At 61.5% G+C, this 16,314-nt stretch carries 18 protein-coding genes; 11 read left to right on the forward strand and 7 right to left on the reverse strand.

The features are described 5' to 3' along the window. Positions 1-232: 232 nt before the first annotated feature. The 7 genes from RR_RS02820 to RR_RS02850 are packed head-to-tail and all read left to right on the forward strand — an operon-like array spanning position 233 to position 5,521. On the forward strand, positions 233-649 hold the full coding sequence (locus RR_RS02820; protein ID WP_011222585.1) for an urease subunit beta: 417 nt from the start codon (positions 233-235) through the stop codon (positions 647-649). After that, positions 646-2,352, forward strand: coding sequence for an urease subunit alpha (gene ureC / locus RR_RS02825; RefSeq protein WP_011222586.1), 1,707 nt, complete (start codon positions 646-648; stop codon positions 2,350-2,352). The genes RR_RS02820 and ureC overlap by 4 nt, the downstream gene beginning before the upstream one ends. Further along, a complete protein-coding gene (locus tag RR_RS02830; RefSeq protein ID WP_004965718.1) occupies positions 2,349-2,735 on the forward strand; it encodes an urease subunit gamma in 387 nt (128 codons plus the stop codon). The genes ureC and RR_RS02830 overlap by 4 nt, the downstream gene beginning before the upstream one ends. Then, entirely contained in the window at positions 2,732-3,355 is a 624-nt protein-coding gene (ureG, locus tag RR_RS02835) for an urease accessory protein UreG (protein WP_004965716.1), read from the forward strand. Before RR_RS02830 ends, ureG begins: the two co-directional genes overlap by 4 nt. Next, positions 3,355-4,254: an urease accessory protein UreD gene (ureD, locus tag RR_RS02840; protein WP_011222587.1), complete on the forward strand. Its 900-nt coding sequence runs from the start codon at positions 3,355-3,357 to the stop codon at positions 4,252-4,254. Before ureG ends, ureD begins: the two co-directional genes overlap by 1 nt. Next, a complete protein-coding gene (locus RR_RS02845; protein ID WP_011222588.1) occupies positions 4,254-4,835 on the forward strand; it encodes an urease accessory protein UreE in 582 nt (193 codons plus the stop codon). Before ureD ends, RR_RS02845 begins: the two co-directional genes overlap by 1 nt. Next, positions 4,832-5,521, forward strand: a complete 690-nt coding sequence (locus RR_RS02850) for an urease accessory protein UreF (RefSeq protein WP_011222589.1) — start codon at positions 4,832-4,834, stop codon at positions 5,519-5,521. Before RR_RS02845 ends, RR_RS02850 begins: the two co-directional genes overlap by 4 nt. A 97-nt stretch (positions 5,522-5,618) precedes the next feature. On the opposite strand, the gene RR_RS02855 is transcribed toward RR_RS02850, so the two are convergent. From RR_RS02855 to RR_RS02865, 3 genes are all read right to left on the reverse strand, one after another. Further along, positions 5,619-6,179 carry a class I SAM-dependent methyltransferase gene (locus RR_RS02855; protein ID WP_011222590.1) on the reverse strand — a complete coding sequence of 187 codons (561 nt, stop codon included), beginning with the start codon at positions 6,177-6,179 and terminating at the stop codon, positions 5,619-5,621. Further along, positions 6,179-6,619, reverse strand: coding sequence for a DUF302 domain-containing protein (locus tag RR_RS02860; RefSeq protein ID WP_004965704.1), 441 nt, complete (start codon positions 6,617-6,619; stop codon positions 6,179-6,181). Before RR_RS02860 ends, RR_RS02855 begins: the two co-directional genes overlap by 1 nt. Positions 6,620-7,212: 593 nt before the next feature. After that, positions 7,213-7,800: a hypothetical protein gene (locus RR_RS02865; RefSeq protein ID WP_011222591.1), complete on the reverse strand. Its 588-nt coding sequence runs from the start codon at positions 7,798-7,800 to the stop codon at positions 7,213-7,215. A 241-nt stretch (positions 7,801-8,041) separates the two neighbouring features. Between RR_RS02865 and RR_RS02870 the strand changes: the two genes are divergently transcribed. The 3 genes from RR_RS02870 to RR_RS02880 all read left to right on the forward strand — a co-directional run bounded on the left by RR_RS02870 (position 8,042) and on the right by RR_RS02880 (position 10,604). Beyond that, positions 8,042-8,446, forward strand: a complete 405-nt coding sequence (locus RR_RS02870; RefSeq protein WP_011222592.1) for a helix-turn-helix domain-containing protein — start codon at positions 8,042-8,044, stop codon at positions 8,444-8,446. A gap of 161 nt (positions 8,447-8,607) precedes the next feature. Next, positions 8,608-8,967, forward strand: a complete 360-nt coding sequence (trxA, locus tag RR_RS02875) for a thioredoxin (RefSeq protein WP_004965691.1) — start codon at positions 8,608-8,610, stop codon at positions 8,965-8,967. A gap of 212 nt (positions 8,968-9,179) precedes the next feature. Then, a complete protein-coding gene (locus tag RR_RS02880) occupies positions 9,180-10,604 on the forward strand; it encodes an FAD-dependent oxidoreductase (RefSeq protein ID WP_004965688.1) in 1,425 nt (474 codons plus the stop codon). Between the two features lie 15 nt (positions 10,605-10,619). On the opposite strand, the gene RR_RS02885 is transcribed toward RR_RS02880, so the two are convergent. The 4 genes from RR_RS02885 to RR_RS02900 form a co-directional block, all read right to left on the reverse strand. Then, positions 10,620-13,202 (reverse strand): calcium-translocating P-type ATPase, PMCA-type, encoded by a 2,583-nt coding sequence (locus tag RR_RS02885; protein WP_011222593.1) that lies wholly within the window; start codon positions 13,200-13,202, stop codon positions 10,620-10,622. A 222-nt stretch (positions 13,203-13,424) separates the two neighbouring features. Next, on the reverse strand, positions 13,425-13,859 hold the full coding sequence (locus RR_RS02890) for a pyridoxamine 5'-phosphate oxidase family protein (protein ID WP_011222594.1): 435 nt from the start codon (positions 13,857-13,859) through the stop codon (positions 13,425-13,427). Positions 13,860-13,983: 124 nt separating this feature from the next. After that, positions 13,984-14,886, reverse strand: a complete 903-nt coding sequence (locus RR_RS02895; protein ID WP_011222595.1) for a universal stress protein — start codon at positions 14,884-14,886, stop codon at positions 13,984-13,986. Between the two features lie 253 nt (positions 14,887-15,139). Then, entirely contained in the window at positions 15,140-15,589 is a 450-nt protein-coding gene (locus RR_RS02900; protein ID WP_004965680.1) for a DUF2267 domain-containing protein, read from the reverse strand. A 214-nt stretch (positions 15,590-15,803) separates the two neighbouring features. On the opposite strand from RR_RS02900, the gene RR_RS02905 reads away from it, so the two are divergent. After that, the gene (locus RR_RS02905; RefSeq protein WP_011222596.1) at positions 15,804-16,283 is read left to right on the forward strand and encodes a pyridoxamine 5'-phosphate oxidase family protein; all 480 of its coding nucleotides are present in this window, start codon (positions 15,804-15,806) and stop codon (positions 16,281-16,283) included. Positions 16,284-16,314 lie beyond the last annotated feature (31 nt).

Here is a 16,314-nt window from a genome sequence, read left to right on the forward strand (position 1 = left end):
AGTGTCGCCGGTCACCGAAACCACCGGTAGACTGGACGTGAGTCGTGTTGGCTTCGGGAAGTAGGACAGTTCGATAGTCGAACCCCTTTATCTAGGGTCGAAACTTTAGCATTTAATCCGGTTCTCGATATAGAGGCGTCACTTGCGCAGAGAGCAATCATTTTAGTATGTGTATTCAAAGAGAAGGGCAGATGATAGACAAACAGTCAGAAATACTCGGGGCGGTGGCGCGATGAGCGATGGACTCGTGCCCGGTGAGGTCATCCCGGGTGAAGGGACAGTGACGCTGAACGAAGGCCGAGAGAGGACGGAAGTGACTGTCGGGAACACCGGCGACAGACCCTCGCAAGTCGGGTCGCACTTCCACTTTTTCGAGGCCAACGCGGCGCTGGAGTTCGACCGCGAAGCGGCCATGGGGATGCGGCTGAACATCCCTGCCGGCACGGCTGTCCGGTTCGAACCTGGTGACGAGCAAACGGTCGAACTCGTCGAAATCGGTGGGAAGCGACGCGCCCACGGGATGAACGGACTTGTCAACGGGAGCGTCGACGGCGAGACGGGCGACGCGGTCGAACGCATGCGTGCGGCAGGATTTGGAGACACAGGCGAGGCGGCACCGGACGACGGCGACACGGAGTCCGACCAATGACACGCGACATTGACCGCGAGAACTACGCCGAACTGTACGGGCCGACGACGGGCGACAAAGTCCGGCTGGGCGATACGGAGCTGTTCGCCAAGGTCGAAGAGGACCTACGCACCCACGGCGACGAGGCAGTGTTCGGCGGCGGGAAAACGCTCCGGGACGGGCTGGGAATGGCTCCCGGCGTCACACAGGCGGAGGGCGCACTCGACTGGGTGCTGACGAACGCGACGATTATCGACCCGATACTGGGTATCGTTGCCGCCGATATCGGCATTCGAAACGGGGAAATCGCCGGCATCGGGAAAGCCGGCAACCCCGACACAATGGACGGCGTCGACATGGTCGTCGGCCCGTCGACGGATGTCTATCCGGCTGAGGGGAAGATAGCAACCGCCGGCGGCCTCGATATCCACATTCACTTCAACTCCGCACAGCTTCACGAACACGCGCTGTCAGGCGGTATCACGACGATGCTCGGCGGGGGGTACGGCGGCGGCGCAACCACCTGTACTACCGGGCCAGAGAATGTCAAGCGCTTCCTGCAGGCCGCCGAGGCGTGGCCGGTCAACGTCGGTTTCTACGGGAAGGGCAACGCCTCCGACCCGGGCCCGCTCCGCGAGCAGGTCGAGGCCGGTGTCTGTGGGCTGAAACTACACGAAGACTGGGGGTCGACCCCGGAAACCATCAACACCTGCCTCGAAGTCGCCGAAGACGAGGACGTGCAGGTGTGCATGCACACCGATACGCTGAACGAAGCCGGCTTCCTCGAGAACACTTTCGGGGCTGTCGACGGGCGGACGATGCACCTGTTCCACATCGAGGGCGCTGGCGGTGGTCACGCGCCGGACATCATGGAGATGGTCGGCGAGCCGAACATGCTGCCGTCGTCGACGAATCCATCGATGCCGTACACCGACAACACGTTCGACGAGCATCTGGACATGGTGATGGTGTGTCACCACCTCAACCCTGACGTGCCGGAAGACGTGGCCTTCGCCGAATCCCGCGTTCGCGCGGAGACCATCGCCGCCGAGGACGTGCTCCACGACATGGGCGCGATTTCGATGATGACCTCCGACTCCCAGGCGATGGGGCGGATAGCCGAGGTCATTCCGCGGACGTGGCAGACAGCCTCGAAGATGAAATCCCAGCGTGGCCCGCTGCCCGAAGACGAAGGGACGGGCGCGGACAACCACCGTATCAAGCGCTACATCGCCAAGTACACCGTCAATCCTGCTATCAGCGCCGGCATCGAAGAGCACGTCGGGACACTCGAACCCGGCAAGCTTGCCGACATCTGCCTGTGGGACCCCGCGTTCTTCGGCGTCAAGCCGGCGATGACGTTCAAGGGCGGCTTCCCGGTCCATTCGGAGATGGGCGAAGCCAACGGGTCACTGATGACCTGCGAGCCGATTCTCCAGCGCGAACGCGCCGGTGCGGTCGGCAAAGCCAAGCACGCCATTTCGCTGTCGTTCGTCTCCCCGGCGGCCGCCGAGGCCGGCATCGACGAGGAGTACGGACTCGACTCCCGCGTCGTGCCAATCGAGGGCGCACGGACGCCCGGCAAAGACGACATGGTGTACAACAGCTACTGTCCGGATGACATCGAGGTCGACCCGGAGACCTTCGAGGTCCGGGTCGACGGCGAGCACGTCACCTGTGAACCGTCTTCCGAACTCCCACTTGCGCAGCGATACCTGCTATGAAACTCACAGCCAAAGAACAGGAACGACTCACGGTCTTTACCGCCGCAGAGGTCGCGCGGCGCCGCAAGGAACGCGGTGTCCCGCTGAACCACCCCGAAGCCGTCGCTTACATCAGCGACTGGTGCATCGAACGCGGTCGTGACGGCCAGTCGGTCGCCGAAATCCGGTCCGGTGCGTCGAAACTGCTCGGCCGAGAGGACGTGATGGACGGCGTGCCGGAGATGATAGACATGATTCAGGTCGAACCGGTGTTCCCCGACGGAACCAAACTGGTCACGGTTCACGACCCGATTCGGTCCGACAGTGTTGGGTCCGCTGACGACGAAACGACGGAGTCAGAGGCGGCGACCGATGGCGGGGACTCGGCGGGGACAGACGAATGAGTCTCACACACCGCGACGTGGCGACGGTCGGTATCGGCGGGCCGGTCGGTTCCGGCAAAACCTCGCTACTGACCGCGCTCGTTCCCGAACTGCGCGACCAGGGGCTTGATGTGGGTGTCATCGCCAACGATATTCTCACACAGGAGGACGCGGACGTGCTCCGCGAGCGCTTCGCCGGGGTCGTCCCGGAAGACCTCGTCGCTGGCGTCGAGACAGGCGCGTGCCCGCACACAGGTATCCGTGAAGACCCGTCGATGAACCTCCAGCAAATCGATTCCTTCCTGGCAGACCACCCAGAGCTGGACCTGGTGCTGGTCGAGAGCGGCGGCGACAACCTCGCGGCGACGTTCAACCCCGAGCTCGCCGATTACTCTCTGTACGTCATTTCGGTCGCCGAGGGGGAGGACATCCCCCGAAAACGCGGCCCGGGGGTCGTCGACTGTGACCTACTCGTCGTCAACAAGACTGACCTCGCGCCCCACGTCGGCGCTGACCTCGACGTGATGGAGCACGACGCAAACGAGGTTCGGGACGGACCCGTCGTCTTCACCAACTGCAAAGACGAGACGAATATCGACACGGTGCTGTCGCACGTCCGTGACGGGGTGCTGTTCGCCTGATGGCCGCTGACGCGCCCCATCCGGCGTTCGAGGGGTATGCGACCGAGGCCGTGCCACAGGCCGCTGTGGGGTCCCCCGGGAAAGACGGCGTGCTCGAACTGACCTTCGAACGGACAGCCGACGGGACGACCCTTGTCCACGATTACGCGACAGTCCCGTTCCACATCTCAGGAACGCTGGGCTACGACCCACTCCCCGAGGCCGATACCGTATTCATCCAGTCACCGACCGGCGGCGTCGCGCAGGGTGACCGCCATGACGTGTCGATAACCGTCGGGGACGAGGCCGTCGCACACGTCTCGACCCAGAGTTCGACGAAGGTCCAGACGATGACGTGTAACTACGCCGCCGCCGACACGACGCTTAGCGTCGGCGCTGGCGGTCATCTGGATTACGTGCCCGAGCCGACAATCCTCCACGCTGACTCCCGGTACCTGCAGGAGCTTTCGGTCGATCTGGCCCCCGGCGCGACCGCCGTGGTCAGCGACGTGGTCGTCCCGGGCCGTCTCGCCAGAGGCGAGCGCTTCGAATTCGAGCGGTACCTCTCGCGCGTGCGAGCGACCGGACCTGACGGGCACCTGTTCGAGGACGCGACACACCTGACGCCGGGAGACGAGGACCCCACAGCCCCCGGCGTCCTCGGTGAGTTCACCGTCTACGGGACGACGTTCGTCCTCGCGCCGGACCACGACGAGGCCGAACTGAGCGATGCGCTCCACGCGGTCGTCACCGACGGTGATGCTCGGGCCGGTGCAACAGCATTGCCGAACGGTGCCGGGGTCGCAGTCCGTGCCCTTGGCGACCGCGCTGAGACCGTTCAGGCAACGCTCCACGCGGCCTGGGACCACGCGCGCATTGAGCTACTGGACGCCCCTGCGCCCTCTGGGAGGAAGTACTGATGCTGGTCGCAGACACCTATCTCGGCCATCGCGATGGCGATGCTATCCCTGAAACCGTCGAGGCATCGGCCCACGCTACTGTCGTGCTCTCGGACACCGAACGCCAGCGCTCGCGGGTCCGGACTGAAACGACAGCCGGCCGGGACCTCGGTATCGTGGTTGCCCGTGACCTCGCGGACGGCGACGTACTTGAAGCTGAGGACGGCACTTTCGTCGTTGTCGAACTCGCCGAAATCGAGGCCCTCGTGCTCGATTTCGCCGACAGCGATATCTCACCGGCCGCGGCGCTGGAGCTCGGGCACGCGGTCGGGAACAAACACTGGAACCTCGCGGTCCGCGGGCAGGAGGCCCTGTTCCCCGTGACCGACTCGAAGGAACGAATGGAAGACACGGTCGCCGACCTGCTCCCCGGGGACGTACCGATGCGGTACGAGCACGTACCGCCGACGACGTTCGACGATGACGGGGTCGACCACACCCACGGTGACGGGACAGGCCACGAGGGTAGTGGTCACAGTCACAACGGGACCAGTCACGCCCATGACCACGGCGTTCGTACTATTGACGGAGGGGACCAATGAGCGACGTCGCAACGCTTGAATCGTTCCGCCTCGCGGATTCGTTCCTGCCAGTCGGGACCTACACCGTCTCCTACGGGCTGGAACAGTTCATTCAGGACGACCGGGTCGAAGACGCGACAGACCTCGAAGGGCTCCTGTCGACGTACCTCAGACGGCAAATCGGCCCCGCCGAACTCGTCGCGCTCCGGGCAGCACACGCCGCTGCGACCGACGGTGATATCGAGGCGATCTGTCATGCCGACCAGCGCCTGTCGGCCGTGACGCTGGCCGCAGAGTTCCGCGAGAGCGCCCAACAGTCCGGCGACCGGTTGCTCTCGCTCCAGACGGAACTACGTGACGAGGCGCTCCTGAACCGCTACGCGGAGCGCGTTGATGCCGACGACGCACCCGGGAACTACGCCGTCGTACTCGGCGTTGCGACGGGGCTGGCCGACGTGGCTGTCCGGGAGGCCTGCTTGCTGTGCTGTCACGGGTTCGTCACCGGACTGCTGGGCGCGGCTCAGCGTCTCCTCTCACTCGGCCACACGGATGCCCAGCGAATCCTGAACGACCTGCAGCCAGTGATGACGGCTGCAGTCGATGATAGCGCGGACCGAGGAATAGATGAGATGACGCCGTTCGCCCCACTGGTAGACGTATTAGCCGCCGAGCATGAGCGGGCAGAGCGCCGGCTGTTCGCCAGTTAACGCCCAACAGGTTCGAGCGTAACAGTCCGACCAGTCCTGTTCCCGAACCGGCTCTTGGAGGAAAAATCGGGCGTGTCCGGTGGCCAGTGCCGCCCCGTTAGTCAGCACTAACAACGAGCAGGAACGTTTCCGGTCGCACCGCCTCAAACTCGACCGTGAACCCGTGCTGGCGGAGCGCATCCGTCGCCTCGGCAGCGGAAAACCGCTCATCGACGGGCGGGCCGTTGCGACCGCTTCCAGAAGCCGCCCAATCGGCAATAGCAAACGTCCCCCCAGGCTTGAGCACTCGTGCGACCTCGCGCAGCGCCCCGTCGCTAGCGAACTCATGGTACGTCATCGTCGAGAACGCCGCGTCGAGACTGCTGGTGTCGAACGGGAGGTCGTCAACCGCACTCGTCACGAGGTCGACGTTGTCGGGGACGCCTTTCTTCCGGTAGTAGTCGTGCATCGCTTCCTGGATATCCACGGCGTACACGTGGTCGACGGCCGGTGCAACATCGTCGGTGTAGAAGCCGGTCCCGCTCCCGAGGTCTGCGACCGTCTCGTCACTACTGGCCGACAGCGCCCAGCAGAGCTCTTCAGCGGAGAGGGAACGGTACCGTTCCTGAGCGTCTTCGAGCTTGTCGGCCCGGCCGGCATCAAAGGTGTGATAGCCCATTAGAGGTTCTGGAACGCCTCGTCAACGATTTCACCGGTGTCGGCGACGATATCTGCCATCTCCTCGTTGTCGGGTGCCATCCCGACGAGGCGAGCGATACGCATAATCGAGACGTGATAGACACGCTGTTGCCCGGGCTCTTCTTCCCAGATGACGACGTTACAGGCCATGAGGCCGCCGAGTTTGTTATCCGTCGCATCGAGGGCACGGTCGGCAACTTCGGGGTTACAGGCCCCCAGCACGTAGTATGGGTCACGGTCCGCGTCGATCTTCTCGTTGAGCATTTCGGAGGGCGAGAACTCGACGGGGACACCAAATCCGGCGTCAGTGAACACGTCCCGGACGTGTTCGATCGCGTCCTCGTGGCTCATTTCGAGCGTCGCCTGTTGTTCGCCGATGTCTTCAGGGTCGATCTGGCTCGGGTCGATTGGGAGCGTCATTCGTGTATTGTATTGTGCCTATAGAGCAAAATCTCTTCGGATACACTCTCAGTAGTGTGGCGCGATCTCGGAAATACGGAATCGAACAGAAGGGCGGCTAAGCGTCGAAGACGCGACTGTAGCCTGTAGGCTGAATGTGGATTAGTGTCCAATTCCTCGGGACCGACACGGGTAGAGAGTAGCACGGAAACTGCGCCGGTAGCGAGTGCTTCCACGGGCTCTGAGCCGAGCCCGCCCATGGAACCCCACATGCCTCCCCGGTGGCTTACATGTGACTGCCCAGCACATTTAGCGTTCGAGGAGTCTCACACTCGGGACGCCGATAGCGGGAGTCCGCGGTCGGAGTCGCTTCACTCTTGGACCCCGTGCTAACCCTCTTAATGTGGGCTAGTAGTGTAAATAGTGTGCAAAAATAACTTGTCCAGAAGCAACACCAGAGAGACGGTTACGTGGCGCTGTAGAAACACTCCAGAGTTGATAGGAATAGAGTCGTAAATGCTGGGTATACAGTCACCAATCTCCAGATGCGGTCAGATGAGGATGATGACTGTTCAACATAGAGAAGACAGAGGGAGATCGACGAGAGAAGACAATCATTCAGTCTCGCGTCGAACAAGGTTCCCGAGAAGAGCGTCGCCGAAGACAAGAACGAGAATTGCGCCGACGAGATTGGAGACGAGATCGAGCAGCGTGTCAGTCTTTCCGTAGGAGACGAGTATTGGTTCGAGACCGACTCGGCGCGACGAAGCGTGAATAATGTACTCCATGAATTCCCAGAGGATGCCCATGGTAACGACACCGGTAATGACCCGCTGCTCCGGGTCTACGCCCAACCGCCGCGAGAGTACGTGAATAAGCCCACCAAGAACCGTCGCCGAGTGAATATGGGTCAGATTGTCCCACCACCAGATATCGTCGTACGGGCCGAGCATCCCGACAGCGTGTGTCAGCATCGCTGTCTCTACGTAAATCCGCTGCCACGGCCGAAATTCAACGGAACACCGCCGTTCCAAGATGTCTGGCAGATACGCTCCCCCGAAAGCGATGAGAGCATTCACAACCGCCCCAGGGCTCCGCCTCCGGATTCCCTCGGCGAAGGATACAGCGATACCCGTGCGGATCGCACTCCTGAGTAACCCTGTGACGCCCGGGGAAGGTGTCCGAGATGCAGACCTGCTCATACCTCACTGGGCCGCATGTGTCGCGTGGCTGCCAAAGCAGCGTGATCGTATATCATTTCCGAGGGCCTCGTTTTCTATTTCTGTCAGTGAGGAGGGAGCTACCGCAGAAATACTTTGTGTCGCTCATTCTACAAGCTGGCCGAGACTTCCAGCGAACCGTTCGCTGGCAGCTTTTGCGTGCAGTTGTGCGAACCGTACACAAGTCTTATAACTGCGTAGCGGGTAGAAAAAGGTGATAACGATGCCAGATTCGATGTCTGAACAGCTCCGGCGGGATATGCAGTGTGAGGGCCTATTAGAATGTTTCCACGGACTCAAGGAACTCGACAAGGAGTGCTTTCGGGCGCTTGTCGAGGCTGAGGAACCACTGACCGTCGACGAACTCGCCGATGCAGTCGATCGTGAGCGCTCAACCGCGTACCGCGCCGTCCAGCGGCTTCTCCAGACGGGCTTCATCGAAAAAGATCAGATCAACTACGACCAGGGCGGCTACTACCACGTCTACTCGCCGACAGACCCGTCGCAGATAGCAGACGAGATGCAGCGGATGCTCAACGACTGGTACGCGAAGATGGGCCAGCTCATTCAGGAATTCGAGAACAAGTACGAACAGTCCGAGTCCACAGCCCCGACCGTCGAAAGCTAACGCCGCGTCCTTCTCTCTATCATACTCTGTCGCCCCCGACCCAGGCGGATTTCTCTCTGTGAAGCGGTAACTGACCCACTTCGTCTGGCCGGGCAGCAGTATTCATAGTATTGTGCAATCTATACAAAAACTTATCTGACGCTGCCGCGTACATTCAGGTGATGGCAACTGATACTGCATCCGACGCTGGAACCACCACGACAAACGAGCCACTTCACATCGACGGAGCAGACCAGCTTGATGATGTCGTTAATAAGTACGACCTCGTCCTCACGGACTTCTATGCCGACTGGTGTGGCCCGTGCCAGATGCTCGAACCCGTCGTCGAGACATTGGCCGCAGAAACTGACGCGGCTGTCGCCAAAGTCGATGTTGACGCCAACCAGCAACTCGCTCAGTCGTACGGCGTCCGGGGCGTGCCGACGCTCATCCTGTTTGCCGGCGGTGAGCAGGTCGAAGAAGTCGTCGGCGTCAAAGGAGAAGATGACCTCCGGGCGCTTATCGAATCCTACGCGGAATAACGAACCGGTGACACACAGGGCTCGTCATCGTTGGCTCTGGAAGCGTGAGAGTTGGTCACCTCGTCCATATGCAGTCGTGACAGCGGGAGACAGGCAGTTTTTGCGGCGCGGAAAGACCAACGAATAGCGTTGAATCCGTGTCGGGCACAGCGGCATCACGGGTTACCTACACCACACTCAACCATTAGTACCGTAGCGAGACGAGAGTCTGTATGACTGACCCGTTCGTGGTCATCGGTGGTGACGCAGCCGGGCTCAGCGCTGCGAGCAAGTTCGCCCGCGAGGCACCGGACCGTGACGTGATTGTCTTCGAAAAAGGCAAGTGGGTGTCCTATGCCCACTGCGGGACACCGTATTACGTGAAGGGGACTGTCGAGCGGCTGACGGACCTCCTCTCGCTGTCGCCCGAACAGGCGGCCGAGCGGGGTATCGACCTCCGCCGGAACCACGAAGTCGTCGGCGTCGACACCGACGCCGAGACGGTTGCCGTCGCCCACGACAGCGAGACGTTTAGCCAGCCATATGGCGACCTGCTGGTCGCGACGGGGGCACGCGCGATGACTGGACCGATACCGGGGACAGAACTCGATGGTGCGTTCACGATGCACGGACTTGATTCGGCTGCTTCGGTTCGTGCCGCGCTGTCCGAGCCGGGGGAATTCGCCGTCGATACGAGTATCGAGTACGTCGACACGGCGCTCGTCGAGAAGTACACCGACTGGGAACCACCGGAGCGAGTCGCCATCGTCGGCGGCGGCTACGTCGGCGTCGAGATGGCCGAGGCGTTCCAGGCTCACAACATCGAGACACATCTCTTCCAGCGGTCGGGCCACCTCCTGCCGCCGTTCGGGGAAGCAGTCGGCGAGCGCGTTGCCCGCCAGCTCCGGGAGCAAGGCGTGATACTGCATCTGGACACCGCCGTTGAGGAGATTGTCGGAAACAGAGACGAGCGCGTCACGGCGGTTGCCCATGACGGTGGCACCACCGATGTGGACCTCGCGCTGGTCGGTATCGGCATCAGGCCGAACACGGCCCTCCTCGCGGACACGCCGGTCGACCTTGGCTATTCAGGCGCGATAGCGGTCGACGAGTACGGGGCGACGAGCGTCAACAGGGTCTACGCCGCCGGGGACTGCGCCGAAGACCGCCACGCCGTGACCGGCGAGCCTGACTGGGTTCCCCTTGGACTGACCGCGAACCGGGCTGGTCGCGCAATCGGGCAGACCGTCGCCGGCGACCCCTCACTTGTCGGCGACATCGCCGGAACAGCTGTCGTGAAGGCGTTCGACCTCGAATGTGGCCGCGTGGGCCTCCTCGACCACGAACAGGCCAGCGCCGCCGGCTTCGACCCGGTGTCGACGACGGTCACGGCTGGGTCCCGGTCAGGGTACTACCCCGGCGGCGACGACACTGACGTGACCCTCGTCGCCGATCGAAATAGTGGTCGCCTGCTGGGCGGCGCACTCGTCGGGGAAGACCGGGCGGCGATACGTATCGACACGCTTGCGACGGCCATCGAGGCAGACATGACTATCGACGAACTCGAACGGCTAGACCTGGCGTACGCCCCACCGTTCAGCCCCGTCTGGGACCCGGTGCTAGTCGCCGCGAAAGTGCTCAACGGACAGCTGGAGTGAGGGCGGCCCGACCCGTTACAGACGCTTCACACCGCTGGCGACAGCGAGGTACAGTGGTAGGGCGAGTAAGAGGACACCACCAATCAGCCCCCAGTCGACGAGTCCGAGTGGGACCGTCCCGAAGTAGACGTTGAGCGGGGTGTACAGGACGGCAAGCTGCAGGAGTATCGATCCACCGACTGCGGACGCCAGCCAGCGATTTGAGAGGGTCGGTGTCTCTCGGAGCCAGCGGATCACGTACAGCTTTTCGAATTCGAGGAAGACGAAGCCGGTGAATACCATTGTCATCGCGTAGGGCGTGACTGCGGGTGCGCCGGCAAGCGTGACCAGTAGCAGGCCGAGCATTACCAGTGTCGAGATGACCCCTGTGCCCCCGATGAGGGCGAGCATATCGTGGTCAACGATACCGCCCGGGTCCCTGGGCGGTCGCTGCATCACGTCACCGCTTTTGGGGTCGGCCCCGAGCGCGAGTGCTGGCAGCCCGTCAGTCAGGAGGTTAATCCACAGCAATTGGACTGCCGGCAGGACGAGGTAGCCAAAGAGCGAAGCGATAAACACGATGGCGACCTCGGCCACGTTGGCACTCAGCAGGTAGCCGACGAACTTCCAGACGTTGTCGAAGATGGCCCGTCCGCGTTCGATTGCCCGCTCGATTGTCGCGTAGTTATCATCCAGCAAGATAACGTCGCTGGCCTGTTTAGCCACGTCAGTCCCACGGACGCCCATCGCGACACCGATATCGGCGTTTTTCAGCGCGGGTGCGTCGTTGACCCCGTCGCCCGTCATTGCCACAGTGTGACCGTTTGCTTGCAGCGCCTGCAGAATCCGGACCTTGTGCTCCGGGGACGTGCGTGCGAACACGTCCACAGACTCGACACGGTCGCAGAGCGTGTCCTCGGAACAGTCCTCAACATCGCCGCCTTCCATCACGCGCTGGCCCAGACCGAGTTCGCCGGCGATGGCTGCGGCGGTCCTAACGTTGTCACCGGTGACCATCTTCACCCCAACGCCTGCACGCTCGGTCGCCGCAATCGCGTCGGCGACTTCCTCGCGGGCCGGGTCGATCATACCGACCAGCCCAGCGAAGGTCAGGTCGTCACTGACATCGTCGGCATCGCCAGTTGTGTCATCCCGTTCCACTACGTCGACATCCTCTGTGTACGCCACTGCGAGCACCCTGAGCGCGTCGTCAGCGAACGTACCGACCTGTTCTCTGATCTGCTCAGCTCTATCAGGGGTGAGGTCCGCCGGACCGGTATCGGTGAGGACGCGGGCGCACTTCGAGAGGATGACTTCAGGCGCGCCTTTGACGTAGACCGTGTCATCGTGAACAGTGCCCATCCACTTGCGCTCCGACGAGAACGGGATCTCGTCCGTTCTCGGGTTCGCTTCACGGAGGCGTTCGACATCGATTCCGGACTCGGCGGCCGCCATGACGATGGCCTGCTCCGTCGGGTCGCCTGCTTCGAGCGTCGCATCGCTGCACAGTGTCCCTGCGCGGAGCACCGTAGCAACGCGGTCCGGCAGGGCGTCCCCGTACATTTCGTCACTGTCGACAACGGCGTCGTTGACCCAGATCCGACTGACTGACATTCGCCCCTCGGTCAGCGTCCCGGTCTTGTCCGTACAGATGACATCGACGGAGCCCAGCGCCTCGACGGCGGGCAAGCGCCGTACGAGCGCGTTCTCGTCGGCCATTTTCCGGACACCGAGAGCCAGCGTTAGCGTCACAACCGCTGGCAGTCCCTCGGGAACCGCGGCCACAGCGAGCGATATCGCGGTGAGTGCCGCCTGAACCAGTTCGGTCCCCCGGAAGACTAAGAGTGGAACCACAAGTGCAGCAAGCACCATTACGCCGAGACCAAGCGTCCGCCCGAGCATGTCGAGTTCCGTCTGCAGCGGTGTGTCTGTTTCCTCCGTGCCCGCAAGTTGGCGAGCGATAGCCCCAACCTCGGTCTCCATCCCGGTCGCCGTGAGGACGGCAACGCCCGAACCGCGTGTGACGTTCGTGCCTTTGTACACCATCGATTCGCGCTCCGCAAGCGGTGCATCGGCGTCTACTGGGTCAGTTCCCTTCGAAACCGGGGTACTCTCACCAGTGAGCGCTGCTTCGTCGACCTCCAGAGACTGACAGTCAATCAGCCGAGCGTCGGCTGGAACGACATCGCCGCTCTCCAGTTCGATAACGTCGCCCGGGATGAGTTCGGTCGCGTCGACCTCAACGGACTGGCCGTCGCGTCGGACTGTCGCTGTTGGTGCGGTCAATTCTCGCAGGGATTCGAGCGTGCCCTCTGCACGGTAATCCTGAACGAAGCCGAACAGCCCGTTCCCGACCACAATCACGGCTATCAACACTGCGTCGACTGCGTTGCCCGCCCACACGGACAGTATCGCGGCCGCAACGAGAACCCAAATAAGGGCGCTATCGAACTGGGAGACAGCGATGTCGAGTGGTGTCCGTTCGCTCCCCCGTGTAATCTCGTTCTCGCCGTATCTGTCGCGTCGAGTTCGGGCTTCCGATGCCGAGAGCCCAGCAGACTCGCTGTCGAGCCGCGAAAGAACGTCGGTAGTTGGTTGCGTGTGGGCGGCTTCGGACATGGAACTCTGATCTGCCGCTGTGTTGATATGTGTTTGCCTCCACAGTACGGCGGTTCTGCGTTGAGACGCTGGTTTCGACGGTGGGACGGTCGTGTTTGGTTCGTGACAGCCGCATCAAAATGAGCGAGCAAGACCAACTTCGAGACGCCGATGTGACGGTGAGTCCTGAAATCGTGTAATGTAGCCCCCAGTGATGAGTGATGCGTGGGGGGCCGTCTCGCACTAGGGTTCGGTCCGTCCCGTGAGGTCATCCGGCACGAGACGGTAGAATCCGAAGTCCACTTCGCGGAGTGGGCGTTCGAAGATGTCGATAATCGGAATTTCGACGTGTTCGAGCCCCGCTAGCGTTTCCGTCTCGATTCCTTCCCGCTCGATGTCTTCAAGTCGACCGCTGGCGACCACACTCTGCCATCCGGCCTCCGTCTCGTGATAGGTCACGAAGGTCGCTGGACGGTCGCTGAGTTCGCCTTTCGACTTCTCCGTCCCAACAGCCAACCGGAAATAGAAGGTGGTGGTCGGCGTGTCGTACCCATATGAGACCGGAACCGAGTGTGGCGGCGCGTCACCGGCGGCGAGCGAGAGGACGCCCGTCCCCCCGTTGTCCAGAAGCGCGTCCCGTTCCTCGTCGGTCATCGTAACCGGGTTTTCCGCGGACATAGTTATTGTCACGACAGGAACAACAATAAGTGCATGGTCGTGTCGTATCTGCCTGCCGCCCCGCTGGACATGGCGGACAGCGTACGCAGTCGGACGCTGACAGACAGAAACGAGTGTCCCTGTTTCAGGCCTCGGCGACACGCTGGTCTCGGGCGTTGACTGCCAGCACAGGCATGTCGGCGTGTCTGATGAGCCGTTCTGTCGTGCTTCCCATGATGAACCGATTGAGCCCAGTTCGACCGGCCGTCCCCATCACGATCAGATCGATGTCGTTCTCCTCGGCGTAATCGAGGATATCCGCCGCCGGGAATCCATCGACGACCTGTGTGACAGTTTCGACGCCGGATTCGCGGGCTCGCGCTGCAATCCGCTCGGTGACTTTCTCACCCTGTGCTTCCAGCGTATCAATCAGGTCTGTCGGCAACGTGTATTCTGAACCGGTCGCAACATCGCCAAGATTGACGACATTCAGAGCATGAAGGCGGGAATCGAACTGCGCCGCAATCTCGCAGGCCGGTTCGACAGCGGCTGTTGCGGCCGTGCTTCCGTCCGTCGGGACGAGAATATCATCGTAGGAGTCGGTCTTGCGACTCTGTTCGGTGGCGCGGACAGTGAAAACGGGGACATCGGCGTGCCGAACAACGCTCTCTGTCACGCTCCCGGCAAGATATCGCCCGACACCTGTGCGACCGTGTGTGCCCATTGCAATCAGGTCTATATCGTGGTCGTCGCGGTATGCACATATCTCGTCGGCGGGATTGCCCGTGCGGATAGTCGTCTGTATCGCTCCAGCGGCGTCCACTGCGTCTGTGATGGCCGTGACTGTGTCTTCGGCGTCAGCCGTCATGCGGTCGAGTGTCTCGTCTTCGAGATCGCCGCCGCTGAATGGCCCGCCTGCTGTTCGTGTATCGATGACAGCCATGACGTGCAGGCTCGCGCTGAACGCACGTGCAAGCGCTGCCCCGTGTTCAGCGGCCCGGGTCGCGTGTTCGCTGCCGTCGGTCGGAACCAGAATTGAATCAAACATCGCTGTGTTTACACCTTGTTGCTGTCAGTAAATAAACTGCAGTCGCGATTCTCACGCTATTAGAAATCCAGTTGTTGAGGGCGGCGTCTCGAGTGTCTCGCACGCGTTCACAACAGTTTTTGTTGGTATGTCTCCCAGAGTTTGAGCGAACGAAACAATCGGACAGAGAAGAGCAGAATGTATCAGAAAAATAGTCATCTGGAAAATACCGTGAGATGGGCTACTGGTTGTCCATCTGATAGTCTTCAGCGAACTATTGCGGGCCACCGCCAGTTTGCGCCTCTTCGGCTTCACCCCAGCCACCGGCATCAACCATTCTGAAGAGTTCACGCCAGTTTTCAGCGCCCTCGCTTTCAGGCAGTTGGTCACGGAGGTCCTGAAAGTCAGCGGCTGGAACCACAGCGTGCGTCAGGTCAACAACGACGCGTGCGTGATACGCTGCGTCCGACGGGTCAACACCCTCTATGTCGGCAACGCGCTCGACGAACTCCGTCCAGTCAAACCGCTGGCCGTGGTCGTGGACAGCACCGGTCATGTACCAATTGATTTCCATCGGGAGCGAGGCGGCAAAGTCCTCGGCGTTTTCCTCCGGGATGCGCTGTCCCAGCGGCAGCAGTGTCGCGCGAATCGCACGAACGGCCTCACCAGTGCCGGGTAGTTCGAGCCTGTGCTGTATTTCGCCGGTGAACTCATCGTAGTCCATGCGCTAATGTTGGGATTACAACACTATAGAGGCGCATGAAACTTCCCACTGGATGAAAATGAGTGGGCATACGTACTACCGGTCGACGAGTAACGGGTGGTTTTGTCGGTCCAGCAGTCTCTGCCACATGACAAACTGCCCTGAATCGCCCGCTCTACTTTTTTTAGCGTGGGGTTGCATTCGTGATACGTAACTGGATGATCAGACGCGACCTATGACAATCGACCAAATAGCGGAGTACGGACTCGAACAGATGGACGAGGACGAGATTCAGGCATTTCTCGCGACACACTCAACCGGAGTTCTGGGGCTTCCGACGGCAGATGTTCCGTATCTGCTGCCGCTATCGTATGGCTTTGACGACGGGGCGTGCCTGTATTTCACCTACCTGCTGGGCGAAGCAAGTCAGAAAGCGGAACTGACTGAGCGGGCCGGCCGCGGCCGGTTTCTCGTCTATGACATCGACACCGCGTTTGAGTGGCAGAGCGTGATGCTGGCTGGCGATATCAGCAGTGTGCCAGAGGACGACTGGTCGGAGATCACGGCGATGACACAGAACGCCTGGCGGCCCAACACGCTCCAGACGGCTACCACCTCCGGCGGGGTCGCACTCTACGAGTTCGAGATAACGGAGCTTGCCGGTATCCGACAGACCGGATTGGCGCCCGACTTTCGGGAAAATATCGAACCATGACTGCGCTGGCTCATGACAAAAGGCCGTATGC

The sequence above is a fragment of the Haloarcula marismortui ATCC 43049 genome, assembly GCF_000011085.1.
GTDB classification, from domain to species: Archaea; Halobacteriota; Halobacteria; order Halobacteriales; family Haloarculaceae; genus Haloarcula; species Haloarcula marismortui.